This window comes from Actinomadura alba, assembly GCF_014323705.1.
Lineage (GTDB): Bacteria > Actinomycetota > Actinomycetes > Streptosporangiales > Streptosporangiaceae > Actinomadura_C > Actinomadura_C alba.
In genome coordinates this window covers 20,478-36,691 of sequence record NZ_JABVEC010000043.1, presented here as the reverse complement: position 1 = coordinate 36,691, position 16,214 = coordinate 20,478, and the positions used below count along the sequence as shown (strand labels likewise).

Annotated in this window: 16 protein-coding genes; 14 read left to right on the top strand and 2 right to left on the bottom strand. The window is 70.2% G+C overall.

Annotated elements, in window-relative coordinates; genetic code table 11:
* The first annotated feature begins 58 nt into the window (after positions 1-58).
* From HKK74_RS34375 to HKK74_RS41160, 4 genes are all read left to right on the top strand, one after another.
* A complete protein-coding gene (locus HKK74_RS34375) occupies positions 59-814 on the top strand; it encodes a sulfite exporter TauE/SafE family protein (protein ID WP_187247585.1) in 756 nt (251 codons plus the stop codon).
* Positions 815-902: 88 nt separating this feature from the next.
* Positions 903-1,160 carry a DUF8836 family protein gene (locus HKK74_RS34370; RefSeq protein ID WP_187247584.1) on the top strand — a complete coding sequence of 86 codons (258 nt, stop codon included), beginning with the start codon at positions 903-905 and terminating at the stop codon, positions 1,158-1,160.
* A gap of 163 nt (positions 1,161-1,323) precedes the next feature.
* Positions 1,324-1,845 carry a DivIVA domain-containing protein gene (locus HKK74_RS34365; RefSeq protein WP_187247583.1) on the top strand — a complete coding sequence of 174 codons (522 nt, stop codon included), beginning with the start codon at positions 1,324-1,326 and terminating at the stop codon, positions 1,843-1,845.
* A 57-nt stretch (positions 1,846-1,902) separates the two neighbouring features.
* Positions 1,903-3,573, top strand: coding sequence for a hypothetical protein (locus tag HKK74_RS41160; protein WP_187247582.1), 1,671 nt, complete (start codon positions 1,903-1,905; stop codon positions 3,571-3,573).
* Positions 3,574-3,584: 11 nt separating this feature from the next.
* Here the strand turns inward: HKK74_RS41160 and HKK74_RS34355 are convergent, their stop codons facing one another.
* A complete protein-coding gene (locus HKK74_RS34355; RefSeq protein WP_187247581.1) occupies positions 3,585-4,517 on the bottom strand; it encodes a Rieske (2Fe-2S) protein in 933 nt (310 codons plus the stop codon).
* A 265-nt stretch (positions 4,518-4,782) separates the two neighbouring features.
* Between HKK74_RS34355 and HKK74_RS34350 the strand changes: the two genes are divergently transcribed.
* From HKK74_RS34350 to HKK74_RS34325, 6 genes are all read left to right on the top strand, one after another.
* Positions 4,783-5,214 (top strand): NfeD family protein, encoded by a 432-nt coding sequence (locus tag HKK74_RS34350; protein ID WP_187247580.1) that lies wholly within the window; start codon positions 4,783-4,785, stop codon positions 5,212-5,214.
* Positions 5,215-5,237: 23 nt separating this feature from the next.
* Positions 5,238-6,443: an SPFH domain-containing protein gene (locus tag HKK74_RS34345; RefSeq protein WP_246492276.1), complete on the top strand. Its 1,206-nt coding sequence runs from the start codon at positions 5,238-5,240 to the stop codon at positions 6,441-6,443.
* Between the two features lie 116 nt (positions 6,444-6,559).
* The gene (locus HKK74_RS34340; RefSeq protein ID WP_187247578.1) at positions 6,560-7,069 is read left to right on the top strand and encodes a Fur family transcriptional regulator; all 510 of its coding nucleotides are present in this window, start codon (positions 6,560-6,562) and stop codon (positions 7,067-7,069) included.
* A gap of 19 nt (positions 7,070-7,088) precedes the next feature.
* Positions 7,089-8,543: a catalase gene (locus HKK74_RS34335; RefSeq protein ID WP_187247577.1), complete on the top strand. Its 1,455-nt coding sequence runs from the start codon at positions 7,089-7,091 to the stop codon at positions 8,541-8,543.
* 183 nt (positions 8,544-8,726) lie between these two features.
* Positions 8,727-9,896 (top strand): aminotransferase class V-fold PLP-dependent enzyme, encoded by a 1,170-nt coding sequence (locus tag HKK74_RS34330; RefSeq protein ID WP_187247576.1) that lies wholly within the window; start codon positions 8,727-8,729, stop codon positions 9,894-9,896.
* 161 nt (positions 9,897-10,057) lie between these two features.
* The gene (locus HKK74_RS34325) at positions 10,058-11,143 is read left to right on the top strand and encodes a CapA family protein (protein ID WP_312882071.1); all 1,086 of its coding nucleotides are present in this window, start codon (positions 10,058-10,060) and stop codon (positions 11,141-11,143) included.
* A gap of 15 nt (positions 11,144-11,158) precedes the next feature.
* Here the strand turns inward: HKK74_RS34325 and HKK74_RS34320 are convergent, their stop codons facing one another.
* On the bottom strand, positions 11,159-12,538 hold the full coding sequence (locus HKK74_RS34320) for a GH1 family beta-glucosidase (RefSeq protein ID WP_246492274.1): 1,380 nt from the start codon (positions 12,536-12,538) through the stop codon (positions 11,159-11,161).
* Between the two features lie 48 nt (positions 12,539-12,586).
* Here HKK74_RS34320 and HKK74_RS34315 point away from each other — a divergent pair, with 48 nt between their 5' ends.
* From HKK74_RS34315 to HKK74_RS34300, 4 genes are all read left to right on the top strand, one after another.
* The gene (locus HKK74_RS34315) at positions 12,587-13,213 is read left to right on the top strand and encodes a TetR/AcrR family transcriptional regulator (protein WP_312882070.1); all 627 of its coding nucleotides are present in this window, start codon (positions 12,587-12,589) and stop codon (positions 13,211-13,213) included.
* Positions 13,214-13,301: 88 nt separating this feature from the next.
* A complete protein-coding gene (locus tag HKK74_RS34310; RefSeq protein ID WP_187247574.1) occupies positions 13,302-13,880 on the top strand; it encodes an LURP-one-related family protein in 579 nt (192 codons plus the stop codon).
* Positions 13,881-13,988: 108 nt separating this feature from the next.
* The gene (locus tag HKK74_RS34305; protein ID WP_187247573.1) at positions 13,989-14,867 is read left to right on the top strand and encodes an alpha/beta hydrolase; all 879 of its coding nucleotides are present in this window, start codon (positions 13,989-13,991) and stop codon (positions 14,865-14,867) included.
* A 186-nt stretch (positions 14,868-15,053) separates the two neighbouring features.
* Positions 15,054-16,151 (top strand): ferritin-like domain-containing protein, encoded by a 1,098-nt coding sequence (locus HKK74_RS34300; protein WP_187247607.1) that lies wholly within the window; start codon positions 15,054-15,056, stop codon positions 16,149-16,151.
* Positions 16,152-16,214: the final 63 nt, after the last annotated feature.

Below are 16,214 nucleotides of genomic sequence, written 5' to 3'. Positions count from 1 at the left end.
ATCGGGCCGGTTCTACCATCGAGCGCGTGACCAGCACGTTCGGCCGGGCCGAGTTCGGGTGAATGCCCTCGAGGCGGTAGCCGTCTTCGGCGCCGGCACCGCGGCGGGCGGAATCAACGCGGTCGTGGGCTCCGGGTCGCTCTTCACCTTTCCCGTCCTCATCGCCCTCGGGTACCCGCCGGTCGTCGCGAACGTGTCCAACAACGTCGGCCTGGTGCCGGGCTCGGCGGCGGGGGTCTTCGGTTACCGCAGGGAGCTCGACGGGCAGCGCGGCCGGCTGATCCGGCTCGGCGTCGCCTCCGTGCTCGGGTCGCTCCTCGGCGGTGCGCTGCTGCTCAGCGTGCTCAAGGGCGCGTTCGACGTCATCGTCCCCGTGCTGATCCTGATCGCGCTGGTGCTCGTGATCGTCCAGCCGCGGCTGAACGGGTGGCTGGCGGCGCGGCGCGAGAAGCACCACCCGCACGGTGGGCCGTGGCTCTGGGCCGGTGTCTTCGGCGCCGGCGTCTACGGGGGTTATTTCGGCGCGGCCCAGGGCGTCGTCCTGATCGCGCTGCTCGGCATCTTCCTCGACGACGACCTGCAACGGATCGTCGGCACCAAGAACGTGCTGACGGGTCTGGTCAACGCGGCCGCCGCGGTGCTCTTCGTGGCAGTGGCCGACGTCGACTGGGCGGTGGTCGCGCTCATCGCGATCGGATCGACGCTCGGTGGGCTGCTGGGCGCGGCCTTCGGGCGCCGGTTGCCGGCCGCGGCGCTGCGTGCCTTCATCGTGGCCGTCGGCCTCATCGCGGTCGGCAAGCTTCTCCTCGGCTGACCAGCCGATTCGTCGTCAATGACCGGTTCAACCGAACCCTCAGTGGGTATAACTCGAATATACGTTCGACGAGGCGGAGGGTCACGCCATGAAGGGCGACTGGGTCGAAATCGTCATCGATGCCGGCGGGGTGACGCGGACGTACGAGGTGGTCGCCACCCGCGCCGGGCGGCGGGTCGACATCACGAACAGGCGGGGTGTGGTCGAGGTCAGCGAGGTGACGCGGACGGGCACCCCGGTGCGCACGGCCCGGTTCATGGCCAGCCGGATCCTCGCGCTGGTGGAGCACCCGGTGACGGGTGACGGGCAGGCCAGGCCATCGGGCGAGGGCTCCGAGGGGCATTGAGGTCACGCGCGGCCGGCGGGCTCCCGCCGGCCGTCCGCGACCTCGTTTTTTTTTACCCGCGTCCGCTCGGATGTCAACCAAGGCGGCGATTACTCAGAGCAATGAAAGGGTAGCGTTGTGTGTGGATCGGCCCTGCGACCTGATCGAGAAGGGTTCCCCCATCATGACGCAGCTCGACGACGTTATCGCCCACGCCGACGCTCCCGGCGGGAACCCGGATGCCACCGAGGGGCCTGTCGAGCCCGGGCTCGACCCCGCCTCCGGAGCCGGCTGGCTCACCCCGGCCGACGTGCACAACAAGGTGTTCGCCACCGTCCGCTTCCGCGAGGGCTACGACCTGGGTGAGGTCGACACCTTTCTGTACGAGGTCGAGACCACGTTGACCAGGGTGCTGCGCGACAACGCGGCGCTGAGGGCCCGGCTCGAGTCCTCCCGGCACGGCACGGGAACGGCGGGCGACAGCGCTTCGCGCATCGTCGCGCTGGCCCAGCAGACCGCTGACCGGGCGATCGAGGAGGCCCACCAGCAGGCCCGAGAGATCATCGCGGTGGCCCGCGACAGGGCCGACGTCGTCAGGCGCGAGGCCCTCGACTACGGCGGCCGGCTCAGGGAGACCCTGGAGAGCCAGATCGATCAGTTGCGCGGCCTGCTCGTCGAGATCGACGAGCGGGAGGAGTCCTACTGACGCCCGTGCGGGCGGTCGATCAGCAAGTGGTGCCGGTTCGTCGAGGAGGTGTCGCGCATGCTGCTCAGTCACTGGATACAGGCCACCGACCCGGTGCTGGGCGAGGATCCTCCCGCCGGCAGAGTCTGGTTCGCCGTGCTGCTGGTCTCGGCCGCCACCCTCGCGGGGGCCTGGCTGGCCCGCCGCAGGTCCCGGCACGTGGTGGCGTGGCTGGCGATCGCGTCCGCGACGATGCTGGTGGTGACTCTCACCGACCTGCTTCCCGACGCGTCGCGCGACGCGGCCGAGACGGGCGTGCCCCTGTGGGTGGTCGGGGTCGCGGTCGCGGGCGGCTTCCTCGCCATCGCCCTTTTCACCCGAGAGGCCTACGGGCTCGAGGTCGCCTCCGACGAGGAGGTCGTCGCGACGCACGCGCCGGGACGTCACCGGCGGCTGAAAGAGGCGGTCGGGGCCGCGCTGTTCGGCGGCGTGGGCACCGCGACGGCGCTGACGACGCATCGGGCGATCGAGGGCGCCACGCTTGCGCTGAGCACCTCGGTCTTGATCGTGATGGCGCTCATCGTCCACTCGGCCAGTGAAGGGCTGGCGCTGGCGGCACTGCTGGATATGGCGGAACAGCGGATCGGCCCATGGCTCGTCGTGGCGTGCGTCAGCCCCGCGGTGGGGGTCGTCATCGCGACGGTCAGCCCCCTGCCGGGAAAAGTCGTCCCGGTACTGCTCGGCATGGTGGCGGGCATCCTGCTGCGCACCGCCGTGGTCGGTCTGCGCCTGGCCGTGCACAAACGGGAGGGCGAACGCCTGGTCACCCGGCACCTCGCGGTCGCCGCGGTCGTCGCCCTCTCGGTCGGTGCGCTCCTCGCCATGGCACACGAGGTGCAGCGCAGGATCGGCCGGGAGCAGAACACGCGGTACATCGAGACGTTCGGTCATGTCGGCCGCCCACCGCGCCGCGCCGTCCGCCCCGGTGAGCTGGGGCCGCCGCCCGGACATGGACATGGACATGGACATGGATCGTCTCCCGCACGTCACCGGCCGAGCCAGGGGCAGACCCGGCACCGTCACTCGCCGGTGTCCGCATCGGCGCCATCGTGGCCGGCCGCGCCGCGCCCGCGGGCGGGCAGGCCCTCCGTGCCGGTGCCGTCCGCCGCGAAGTCGCCGGCCGCCAGGCGCGACCCGGCCGGATCCGGTACGACCGGCGCCGCCATCCCCCGGCCCGGTGCGGACGCCCCCGCCGCCACCCGCTCGGGAACGGGCGGGTCCGACACCGCCGACTCGGGCCCGGGCGGACCCGGCTCGGGCAGGTCTGACCAGGGCAGGTCGGGCTCGGGCAGGTCCGGCGCGCGCGGGGGCGGTTCGGCCGGACCCCGGGCGGGCCGGCCCGGGCCCACGACGGTGCGGCCGGCCGCCAGCAGCGCGCCCGGCCCGAGGGCACCGGCGCCGAGCACATCGCCGCCGCGCGCCACCGCCGGGCGTGATCGAGCGTCGATACTGGCGGCGGTCAGATCCGGCCGGATGAGCCTCGCCGACGTTCTCAAGCGCAGGGACCCGGCGGCCAGACGTCTGCGGGTGGGACAGGTGCTGCGTGCTCTGCCCGGCCACGACGCGTCTTCGGCCGCGACGCTGATGGCGCGTGGCGGGGTGGGTGAGAAACGTCGCGTCGGACGGCTCAGCGACCGGCAGCGCCGTCACCTGCTGAGGGCGTTCGCCGGGTGCCGCTGTCCACGGTGAGCGCGGGCCGCTCAGACCTTCGGGCGGACCTGAACGATGCCGTGCTCGGTGACACGCGTCTCGAAGGCGGGCTGGCGTCCGGTCGCGGGCCCGTGGACGACCGAGCCGTCGCTTACGCGGAACGTGCTGCCGTGCCACGGGCAGACCACACAGAGGTCGGTGACGCCGTCGGCGTCGGTCTCGGTGACCATCCGGCCCTGGTGGAGCGGTCCCGCGAGATGCGCGCACCGGTCGGCCAGCACGTGGATGCCGTCCTGCGTCCGTAGCACGAAGAGGCTGATGTAGCCGAGGCGGCGGTGCACCGGCCAGCCATCAGGCAGTTCGTCGGCCGTGCAGAGGTCGTGCCAGCCGAGCGGGACCAGATGTGCCACCGGTTCGGCGTGATTCGCGCCCGCGCCCTGCCGGAACGCGAGGTGCCCGCCGAGGTAGGCGCCCGCCATGAGGAAGGTGAAGCCGGTGTAGCCGAGCGCCTTGCCGGCGGCGGTGCGGCCGCGGCGCCGGGTGATCAGCGACGCCAGGTAGAGGGCGCTCGCGGTGGCCGTGCCGAGGGCGTGGACGAGGCCGACCCGCTGTTGCTCGGGATGCAGGACCGACCAGTCGGCCAGCCCGGTCAGCGTCGTGGGCACCGCGCCCACGAGACCCGCGGCGATCAGAACCTCCGATGCCCGCTCGGTGCCCGGCAACAGATCGAGGACCCCCGCCGAGATCCAGCAGCCGACCGAGACGTCGGTCAGCGGTGGGTGCGCCGGATGGCCCGCGGGCACGCCGTGCAGGAGGTCCTTGACCGGGCCGGGACGGAGGACCTCCCTGATGGTCCTGCTGATCGCGCGCGCGGGGCGGTCCAGCGCACGGGTGTGTTCAAGCCCCTCGGCGAGATCTACCGGATGCGGCGTCGGCAGTGGCAGGGATCTTCGCCGGAAGATCTTGTTGACTCTTTGGTTCACGATCCCGATCCCCCTTTACCGGTACCGGAGGTCCGTAATCGACAGTAGCTCCCAGGCAGGTTCAGGGGCCACCCGCGGATCGGGTGGTCGCTGGTGCGCGCGTGGTTCCCCTTCCCGGAGACGGCGGCGGTAACCCCTGGGCCGCTGCTCTGGGCGGGATCGCAATATCGCGTACGGCCTGATTGGTGGCCGGCAGGCATGGCCGACTCGGCGATCGCGGAGTTACGGTGAAGCCAGGACAAGCGGCCGCCTCTGAGGAGATGCGATGGAGGCCTGGGTCGTCTGGATGGTCATCGCCGCCGTGCTCGGCGTGGCGGAACTGATGAGTCTTACGCTGTCGCTCGGCCTGCTCGCGGTCGCGGCACTCGCCGCCGGAGTGGTCGGAGCCCTCGGCCTGCCCGTCGCGGCTCAGGTGGGCGTGTTCGCCGCCGCCTCGGTCGCGGGGCTCGTCGTCGTACGGCCGGTAGCCACCCGCCACATCCGGCAGCCGCCGATGCTGCGGTCCGGGACCGCCGCCCTCGTCGGCCGGGAGGCGCTGACGCTGACCGAGGTCACCAGGCTGGCCGGGCGGGTGCGGATCGGCGGCGAGGAGTGGACGGCTCGGCCGTTCGACCCCGACATCGTCATTCCCGAAGGCGCCATGGTCGACGTCCTCGCGATCGAGGGCGCGACCGCCCTCGTGTATCCCCGGGAGTAGCCATGACCGACATCGCCGTCGCCATGCTCATCGCTCTCGTCGGTGCGGTGCTCGTGCTGACCACCGCGGTGATGAGAGCCGTGTGGATCATTCCTCAGGCGCGCGCACGCAATGTCGAACGTCTGGGGCGTTACCACCGCACGCTCGAACCGGGCATCAGTTTCATCGTCCCGTTCGTCGACCGGGTCAAGCCGTTGATCGATCTGCGCGAGCAGGTGGTCTCGTTCAAGGCACAGCCGGTGATCACCGAGGACAACCTCGTCGTCTACATCGACACCGTGCTGTTCTTCCAGGTCACCGACCCGAGGGCGGCCGACTACGAGATCGTCGACTACATCAAGGCGATAGAGCAGCTCACCGCGACGACGTTGCGCAACGTCATCGGCACCCTGGATCTGGAGGAGAGCCTCACCTCGCGCGACCGGATCAACACCGCGCTGCGCGGCGTCATCGACGACGCCTCCGGCAAGTGGGGCATCCGGGTGACCCGGGTCGAGATCAAGGCGATCGATCCGCCGCCGTCCATCAAGGACGCCATGGAGAAGCAGATGCGCGCCGAGCGCGAGAAGCGCGCCGCCATTCTCACCGCCGAGGGGCTGCGGCAATCCAAGATCCTCACTGCCGAGGGCGAGAAGCAGAGCGCGATCCTCAAGGCAGAGGGCGAGAGGCGGTCGCTGATCCTCAAGGCCGAGGGGCAGGCCCAGGCGATCGAGGAGGTCTTCGGCGCGATCCACGACAACGACCCCGACCCGAAACTGCTGGCCTACCAGTACCTCCAGACGCTGCCGCAGCTCGCGCAGGGCGAGGGGAACACCTTCTGGGTGATCCCGGGCGAGGTCACCTCGGCGCTGCGCGCGGTCTCGCAGGCCTTCGGCGGCGCGGACGAGGCGGAGTCCGGCGCGCCGGACGAGCGGACCCGAGGCAGGGGCCGGGCCGAGGTCGGCCGCGGGCGCGAGGGGCGGAACGAACGGGGGCGTGAGCGCACCTCCGTGGACGCGGGCGAGAGCACGGAGGCGGAGGCGCTCGTGAACTCGCCGGTCCACACCCCTCCGTACGAGCTCGGACCGGGCATGGCGCAGGCCGGGCCGCGAGGCGGCTCCCTGGCATCGCCGGAGGCGCTCGCCGAGATCGCGGGAAACGCCGGGGCCGAACCCGGGAAGCGGCGGCGGCGCAGTGCCGAGGGACCACCGAACAACGCCGAGGGATCACCGAACACGGACCTCGGCTGACGCCGCCAACGAGGCCGTACACCCGCTGACCTGGGCCTGTCTTTTGCTAAATCATTAACTAAGATGGGGAAATCGTTTTCTTGACTCATTCGTGTTTAGGTGAGTAGGTTGAGGCCGTGACCAGGAGGCCGACGCCGTCGACGCCCTCCGCAGCCGACGAGCTGCGCGGTGCGAAGCTTCGGGTCACCGCCGCCCGGGTGGCGATCCTCGAGACGGTACGGGCCGGCGATCACCTCGATGTCGAAGCCATCGCCCTGGGTGTGCGCGGCAGGGTGGGGCACGTCTCCACCCAGGCCGTCTACGAGGCGTTGCGCGCGCTCACGGCGGCGGGTCTCCTGCAACGCATCGAACCGGCCGGAAGCCCGGCCCGATACGAGGGACGCGTCGGCGACAATCACCATCACCTGGTGTGCCGACAGTGCGGAAAGATCAGCGACGTCGACTGCGCGGTGGGGTACGCGCCGTGCCTGGAACCGGTGTCCGACGCCGGCTACCAGGTCGAGCAGGCCGACGTCATGTACTGGGGCATCTGCCCGGACTGCCAAGGGGCAGCGCGCGAATCCGAGCCGGGCGGGAAGCGGGCCGCGCAGGCGTCCGCACAGCCCGGGCAGAGCGGAACCGAATGAGGCAAGGAGAAGCCGCACCATGACCGAACGGCCCGTGACCACCACCGACGCCGGCATCCCGGCGCCGAGTGACGAGTTCTCACAGTCCATCGGGCCGAACGGCCCGCTGCTGCTGCAGGACCATTACCTCATCCAGAAGATGGCGCAGTTCAACCGCGAGCGGGTGCCCGAGCGCGTGGTGCACGCCAAGGGCGGCGGCGCCTACGGTGTTCTGGAGATCACCGAGGACGTTGGCCAGTTCACCAAGGCGGGCCTGTTCCAGAAGGGCAAGCAGACCGACCTGCTCCTGCGGTTCTCGACCGTCGCCGGTGAGCTCGGCAGCGCCGACACCGCTCGTGACCCGCGTGGCTTCGCGCTGAAGTTCTACACCGAGCAGGGCAACTACGACCTCGTCGGCAACAACACGCCGATCTTCTTCATCCGCGACCCGCAGAAGTTCTCGGACTTCATCCACTCGCAGAAGCGCCGCGCCGACACCCACCTGCGCGACAACAACATGCAGTGGGACTTCTGGACGCTGTCGCCCGAGTCGGCGCATCAGGTGACCTTCCTGATGACCGACCGCGGCACCCCGTACAGCTGGCGGCACGTGAACGGCTACGGCTCGCACACGTTCCTCTGGTACAACGCCGGTGGCGCGAAGTTCTGGGTGAAGTACCACTTCAAGACCGACCAGGGCATCAAGAACTTCACGGCCGCCGAGGCCGACGCCATGGCGGCGAGCGACCCCGACCACCACCTCCGCGACCTGCACACGGCGATCAAGAACGGCGAGTTCCCGACCTGGACGGTCCAGATCCAGGTCATGCCGTTCGAGGAGGCCGCGGACTACCGGTTCAACCCGTTCGACCTGACCAAGGTCTGGCCGCACGCGGACTACCCGCCGATCACCATCGGCAGGTTCACCCTGAACCGGAACCCGCAGAACTACTTCGCCGAGATCGAGCAGGCCGCGTTCGAGCCGGCCAACATGGTGCCCGGCGTCGCCGCCTCGCCCGACAAGATGCTGCAGGGCCGGCTGTTCTCCTACCCCGACACCCACCGGTACCGGATCGGCCCGAACTACCTGCAGCTTCCGGTCAACCGGCCGAAGGCGCCCGTCCACTCGTACAACAAGGACGGCGCCATGCGGTACGAGAACCCGAGCGACCCGGTCTACGCGCCGAACACCGTGGGCGGCCCGGCGGCCGACCCGCAGCTGTGGGCCGGTGAGAGCTGGGACGTCGCGGGCGAGATCACACGCAGCGCCTATCGGCTGCACCGCGAGGACGACGACTTCAGCCAGCCGCGCGCGCTCTGGGAGAAGGTCCTGAGCGACGTCGACCGTGAGCACCTGGTGACCAACATCGTCGGTCACGCGTCGGCGCCCGCGGTGACCGCGGAGATGAAGCCGCGCGTCGTCGAGTACTGGCGCAACATCCACAAGGACCTCGGCGACCGCGTCGCCAAGGGCCTCGGCATCAACGGCGGCTGACGCCGCATCCGACGGTGACCACCTGACACCGCCTCCCGGGAGGGCGGCCGGCCTTCGGGCCGGCCGCCCTCTTTCTCGACCAGCCCTCTTTCTCGACCGGCCTTTGCCGGGGGCTCTGGCCGCCGGTGCGCCGGGTAGTGTCGACCCGCGACACCGACTCGACGGGGCCGGGAGGATTCGGGTTTGGACATCGGGCGGATCAGGGCCGAGACACCTGGGTGCGCGGACGTCGTCCATCTCAACAACGCCGGTGCGGCGCTGCCGCCCGCGGTCGTGCACGACACCGTCATCGACCATCTGCGGCTCGAGGCGAGCATCGGCGGGTACGAGGCGGCCGACGCCGTGATGGACCTGCTCACCGACTCCTATGCGGTGCTCGCCCGGCTCATCGGTGCCCGGTCCGACGAGATCGCCTACGTCGAGAACGCCACCCGGGCGTGGGAGATGGCGTTCCACGCGATCCCGTTCAAGCCCGGTGACCGGATCCTCACCACGACGAGCGAGTACTCCAGCAACGCGCTCGCCTTCATCCACGCGGCGGCCCGGCACAGGGTCGCCGTCGAGGTCGTACCCGACGACGAGCACGGCCAGCTGTCCCTGCCGGCGCTGGCGCGCATGCTGGACGACGGCGGTGTACGGCTGGTCGCGATCAACCATGTGCCGACTCACGACGGGCTCGTCAACCCGGCCGCGGAGGTGGGCCGGCTGACCCGGGCGGCCGGTGCGCTCTACCTCCTCGACGCCTGCCAGTCGGTCGGGCAACTGGCCATCGACGTCACCGAGATCGGCTGCGATCTGCTGTCGGCGACCGGCCGCAAGTTCCTGCGCGGTCCGCGCGGGACCGGTTTCCTGTACGTCCGCCGGGACGTGCTCGACGACCTGCACCCTCCCTTCGTCGACCTGCGCGCCGCCGAGTGGACCGGCCCGCACTCCTACGAGTTGCGGCCGGACGCCAGGCGGTTCGAGACGTGGGAGCGGTTCGTCGCCGGTCAGCTCGGTCAGGCGCGGGCGGCGGCCTATGCCATGGACATCGGCGTCGCGGCCATCGAGGACAGGGTTCTCTCACTCGCGACCCGGCTTCGTGCCGCCTTGGCCGAGCTTCCCGGCGTGACGGTGCACGACCGGGGCCTGCGCAAGAGCGGGATCGTGACGTTCACGCACGCGGACCTCGCCGCCGCCGAGATCGTGGGCCTGCTCGCCGAGCGGCACATCAACGTGCGGGTGGCCCAGCAGAGCTACCGCTATGACGCGGGTCGCAGCCCGCTGCCGAGGGTGCGCGCGTCGGTTCACTACTACAACACCGAAGAGGAACTCGACCGTACGACCGGTGTGCTGGCCGCCCTGTTGCAATGAACCGCTGCTGGACCCGCCCCGCCACGGAACGCGCTCGGCCGCTCTCTGACTGTGGGAGGCGCCGCCACGGAACGCGAACGTCGGCGAGATCACGACGGTGACGAGCGGACGGAACGGCGCCGACGTGGCATTCTGGGGCGACTCGAAGTCTGGGAGGCAGGGTGCGTTCGAACAAGGTGCTGGTGTCCGCTCTGGTGGGCGCGGCCCTGATCGCGACTTCGTGCAGCGGGGGCGACGGCTCCGCGCAGGGTGACACGTTGCCGCCCGCGGGCTCGTCGTCACGTCCGTCGTCGCCGGCGAAGACGCCGCCCGCCGCGAAGCGGCCCATCATCCTGGCGTTCGGCGGCGACGTGCACTTCGAGGGAATGCTGCGGTCGCGCCTCGCCGACCCGGCGACCGCCCTCGGACCGATCAGCGGCACGCTGCGCCGCGCCGACCTCAGCATGGTGAACCTCGAGACCGCCATCACCACGGGCGGCACGCCCGCCCCCGGAAAGCAGTTCACGTTCCGGGCGCCCGCGACGGCGTTCACCGCACTGCGGCAGAGCGGAGTCGACGTCGTCTCGATGGCGAACAACCACGGCATGGACTACATGGAGTCGGGTCTGAACGACTCCCTGCAGGCGATCAAGCGGACCCGCTTCCCGACCGTCGGCATCGGCCGCAACGCCGACGACGCCTACAAGCCGTACCGGGTCACGGTGAAGGGCAACCGGCTGGCGATCATCGGGGCCACGCAGGTGCTGGACGACCACTTGATCTCGGCGTGGACGGCGACCGACGCCAAGGGCGGCCTCGCGTCGGCCAAGAACGTCACGCGCATGGTGCAGGCGGTGCGCGAGGCCAGGAAGGGGTCCGACGCGGTCATCGTCCACCTGCACTGGGGCGGCGAGCTGGAGCCGTGCCCGCTGCCCCGCCAGCAGGAGCTCGCCGAGCAGCTGGTACAGGCGGGCGCGGACGTCATCGTCGGCGGTCACGCGCACATCCCGCTCGGCGGCGGCTTCCTGCGCGGCAGGTATGTCCACTACGGGCTCGGCAACTTCGTCTTCTACTCGGCAAACGGCCAGACCGCCAACTCCGGAGTGCTGCTGCTGCGACTGCAGGGCCGCAAGGTGACCAAGGCGGCGTGGAAGCCGGCACGCATCTCCGGCGGCCTGCCCCGGTTGATGAGCGGCTCGGCCGCCCAAGCCGAGCTGACCCGCTGGAACGGACTGCGCCGCTGCACCGGCCTCACCGCCACCCCCTGACCGCGCGCCCGCCCGTCAGCCGGCGCGGTGTGCGGCGATGAAGTCGCGATACCAGGCGTACGACGCCCGCGGGGTGCGGCGCTGGGTCTGGTAGTCGACGTGCACGAGCCCGAACCGCGCGTGGTATCCCTCGGCCCACTCGAAATTGTCGAGCAGCGACCAGACGTAGTAGCCGCGCACGTCCACGCCCTCGTCCATCGCCTCGCGGACCGCTCGCAGGTGGGCGTCGAGGAAGGCGACGCGGTCGGTGTCGTCGAGGCGTTCGTCGTAGGAACAGCCGTTCTCGGTGATGTGGATCGGCGGCAGCGCGCCGCCGTAGCGGCGCTGCAGGTCCAGTAGCAGGTCGCGCAGCGCCCCCGGCACGACCGGCCACCCCGTTCCGGTGGTCGGGTGGCCCCGCACCGGCCTGATGTCGAAGGGCAACGGACCGTTCTCGGCGGCCGCCACCACGTTGGGCTGGTAGTAGTTCACGCCGAGAGCGTCGATCGGTGCCGAGATGACCTTGAGGTCGCCGTCCCGTACCACCGGCGCGTCCAGGACCGCCCGGCCGGCGCCGGCGCCGGGCGCGCCGGTTCCGAGGCCGGGCACCTCGGGATAGCGGCCGAGCAGGATCGGCTCGGTGAACAGCCGGTTGATCAGCGCGTCGAAGGCTCCGGCGGCGGCGACGTCCTCGGCGGACTCGCCGGCCGGCCAGGCGGGGATGTAGTGGTTGGCGATCGCGATCCGCCGGGCGCCGTGGCCGCGCAGCGCGCCGACCGCCAGCCCGTGCGCGAGCAACTGGTGATGGGCCGTGGGCAACGCGTCGAGCATGAGCGTCCGGCCGGGCGCATGGAGGCCGAACGCGTAGCCGTACGCCATCACCACGGCCGGCTCGTTGAGCGTTATCCACAGCCCGACCCGGTCTGCCAGCCGTTCGGCGACGGCGTCGGCGTACTCGGCGAACCGGTAGGCGGTGTCGCGGTTCAGCCAGCCGCCCCGGTCCTCGAGCGGCTGTGGCAGATCCCAGTGGTAGAGGGTCGGGACCGGCGTGATGCCGTGTTCGAGCAGCCCGTCGGTGAGCCGGTCGTAGAAGTCGAGGCCGGCGTGGTTGACGGGACCGTCGCCGGTGGGCCGGACCCGCGGCCACGCCACCGAGAACCGGTAGTCGTCGAGGCCGAGTCCGGCCATGAGCCGGAGGTCCGCGGCCCAGCGATGGTAGTGGTCACAGGCCATGTCGCCGGTGTGCCCGTCGCGGGTGCGTCCGGGCTGCCGCGAGAAGGTGTCCCAGATCGACGCGCCGCGGCCGTCCGCCGTCACCGCGCCCTCGATCTGGTACGCCGCGGTGGCGACGCCCCAGCGGAACCCCGGAGGGAAGCGTCGTGCCAGGTCGCCGCTGCCGTCGAACGCAGAACTCAGTTCGGTCACAGGTCGTGAGAATCTTGCGCAAATGGGGATGATGTCAAGGTGACGGAGGCCAGGACGACCCCCTTGCGCCGCCATCCGGCGCAGCGCCGCAGCGCCGAGCGGGTAGAGCGGATGCTGGACGCCTGCGCCGAGATTCTGGACGAGTCCGGTTACGACGGGCTGTCGACCACCCGGATCGCTCAACGCGCCGGCGTGGCGATCGGCTCGCTCTATCAGTTCTTCCCGGACAAGCGCGCGGTCGCTCAGGCCCTCGCGCTCCGCAATCTGGAGATGTTCGGCGACCGGGTGTCGTCTCGGATGCGGCAGGGCGGCTACCGGCACTGGTCCGACACCGTCGGCGTGGTCATAGAGATCTTCGTGGAGATGCAACGGACCGTGCCAGGGTTCCGGGTGCTGCGCTTCGGTGACGTGGCCGACCAGCACCTGCTCGACGCGGGGGCGGACAACAACTCCGTGGTGGCCGACCGGCTGCGGGCGATGGTGGTCGGGGTCTTCGGCCTGCCCGACACTCCTGAGCTGGCGCGGGCGTTCGCGGTCGCGGTCGAGGCCGGTGACGCAGTACTGAAGATGGCGTTCCGCCGGGAGCCGGACGGCGACCCGCAGGTCGTCACGGAGGCGGATCGGCTGATCCGCGGTTACCTGGCGACGTATATCGACGGTGCCTGAAAGGCTCGGAAACGAACCGACGCCCGCCGCGGTCTTATGGCAGACTCCCTGAGTTCCACATGAGACGCAACAAGACGGGTGAAACTTCGTGGACTTCAACCAGCTTCAGGCACAACCGCGCCTGCTCGTGCGGCAGCGCATCCGGATGGCGGTCAACCAGTACGAGGTGCACACAGTGGCGCCCGACGGCAGCGAGGGCGGGATGGTCGCGTTCGCGCAGCAGAAGCGGATGGCCTTCAAAGAGCAGGTGACGATCTACACCGACGACAGCAAGCAGTACCCCTTCATGGGCTTCAAGGCCCGGAAGCGGATCGACCTCGGCGCCACCTATGACATCACCGACCACAACGGTGCCGCCATCGGGAACTTCCGCAAGGACTTCAAGCAGTCGCTGCTGCGCTCGACCTGGCACCTCGAGCAGCCGGGTCTCGGCATCACCACCGGCCAGGAGCGCAGCCCCGTGGTGTCGATCCTCCGTCGCTTCATCAGCTCGCTGTCGTGGCTGCCGTACCACTTCGACTTCAAGGCCGGCGAGCAGACCGTCTTCTCGGTGGAGAAGAAGTGGGGCCTGCGCGACCGCTACGTCGTGGAGATCCAGGATCCGAAGCTCGACCGCCGGCTGGTCATCGCCCAGGCCATCGCACTGGACGCGCTGCAGGGCCGCTGACCGCACCCTCGCCGGTCGCCTGCCGGGACCCGAGCACCGAAGACCAAGCACCGAGGACCGAGCGAGAACCGAGGACCGAGCACCGAGGACCCAAGACCGAGGACCGCGATGAGGGGCTCTGATCCGACCCGGCCCCGGGTCGGCACGGTGGCGGAGGTGCCCTACGTCGCCCTGCCCCCCACGGCGGTCGATGCCCCGCGTGACGGACCGCCGGGGCTCATCCTGGGCTGGCACGGATTCGATCCGCCGTGCACCGAGGCGGCCTTCGCGGCGGCCGTGCCGATGACCGGTGTTCCCGCCTGGCGGGTCTACGTGGGCCTGCGGCCGCCCGGCGGCGGGCCGGCCGGCGTACGCGACCAGGTCTATCTCGACCTGTTCGGTCCCGCGGTCGAGCACGCGGCCGACCGGCTGCCGGACGTCGTCGACGAGGTACGGCGCGAGCTGGCGCTGCGGGACGCCCCGCTCGGCCTGGCCGGCTTCTCGGTCGGTGCCGCCGCCGCGCTGCTCGCCCTGGCGACCGGCGCGGTGCCGGTGACCGCCGCCGCGCTCGTCGCTCCGGTCATCGCGCCCGCCCGGGCCGTCGCGGCGCTCGAGCGGCGCACCGGGCGGCCGTACGAGTGGACCGACCGCACCCGGGCCGTCGCCGAGCGGCTGGACTTCACGTCCAGAGTCGGCGAGATCGCCGAACGGGATCCGGCGCTGCTGCTGGTGGCCGGCACCCGGGACGAGATCGTCACGCCGGCCGACGTGACCGGTCTGCGCGACCTGTTGGTCGAGCACGGCGCGACGAAGGTGGAGGCGCTCACGCTGCGGTCGGCCCACGCGCTCGCCGCCGAACCGGGCACTGACGCGGAGCCGCCGACCGAGGCGGCCGTCAGCGTGGACAACGCGCTCACCGACTGGTTCCGCGGCCGGTTGACGGACCGGCCCCGGGCATCGCGCCCGGTGCCGAGGATCCGGGCCGCCTCGTGGACCGTAGCCGGCTGAATTCGGCTGTCTTTTCATGCTATTTGTGCCTTTTGCCGGGATTAGTGAGAATCTACTGATTCGCCAGTAAATGTTCGGGTATAGCCCCTTAGTGCTTTACGTGATACGAACAGATGTAAAGCAGGTCGTCGCCTGTGAACCCAGGCGTCCTGTGCGATCTGACGCGAGGGAGGCTCGCCCGTGACGATGCACGACCGCTACACCGGTCCCGTCGACCTCGGCACCTGGGATGTGCCCAGTGCCGGCGCCGCCCGCTTCAACTGGGAGTACGACGGTGGCCGCGACCGGCTGCTGGCCCTGTACCAGAAGGGCAAGGACAAGCAGTGGGACGCACAGATGCGGATCGACTGGGATGTCGAGGTAGATCCGATCAACGTGGCCGGGCTGCCGGAGCAGTTCAACCCGCTGATCGGATCCGACATCTGGAACAAGATGTCGCAGCGCGAGCGCGACGAGTTCGGGCGGCACCAGGGATCGTGGCTGTTCAGCCAGTTCCTGCACGGTGAGCAGGGGGCGCTGAACGTCTCGGCCAACATCGTTCAGTCCGTACCCGACCTGGACTCGAAGTTCTACGCGGCGACCCAGACGATGGACGAGGCGCGGCACGTCGAGCTCTACTCGAAGTTCGTCAACGAGAAGATCGGCATGGTCTACCCGCTCAATCAGGACCTGGCCAAGCTGCTCAAGGAGTCGCTGAGCGACAGCCGCTGGGATCTGCCGTACCTCGGCATGCAGGTGCTGATCGAGGGGCTGGCCCTCGCCGCGTTCGGTCTCTACCGTGACATGGCGACCAACCCGCTGGTCAAGCAGCTGCTCACCTACGTCATGCAGGACGAGGCCAGGCATGTCGCCTTCGGCCGCCTGGCGCTCAAGGACTACTACGCCGAGCTCACCGAGAAGGAGCGGGCCGAGCGCGAGGACTTCGTCGTCGAGGGCTGCTACCTCATGCGCGACCGGTTCAAGGGCAAGGAGATCTTCGAGACCCTGGACATGCCGGTCGACAAGTGCATGGAGTACGTCGACCAGGGCGAGCTGTACACCCTCTACACCTCCCTGCTGTTCAGCCGCATCGTTCCGTGCGTGCGCGACATCGGGCTGTGGGGCGACAAGGTCCGGACGGCGTACGCCGACATGGGCGTGCTCGACAACGCCAAGGCCGACCTCACCGCGCTCATGCGACAGGACGAGGAGATCGCGGAGCGGTTCGACGAGGAGAAGCACGAGCGCGAGCTCGCGGTCCGGCAGGGCGAAGTGAACGAGGCCATCGCCCTGGGCCAGGAGTAAAGAAACCCCCGGCGCGGAGTAAAGAGAAAGGCGAACGGCGAAGTGCCGTGCGTGTCCTCCCCT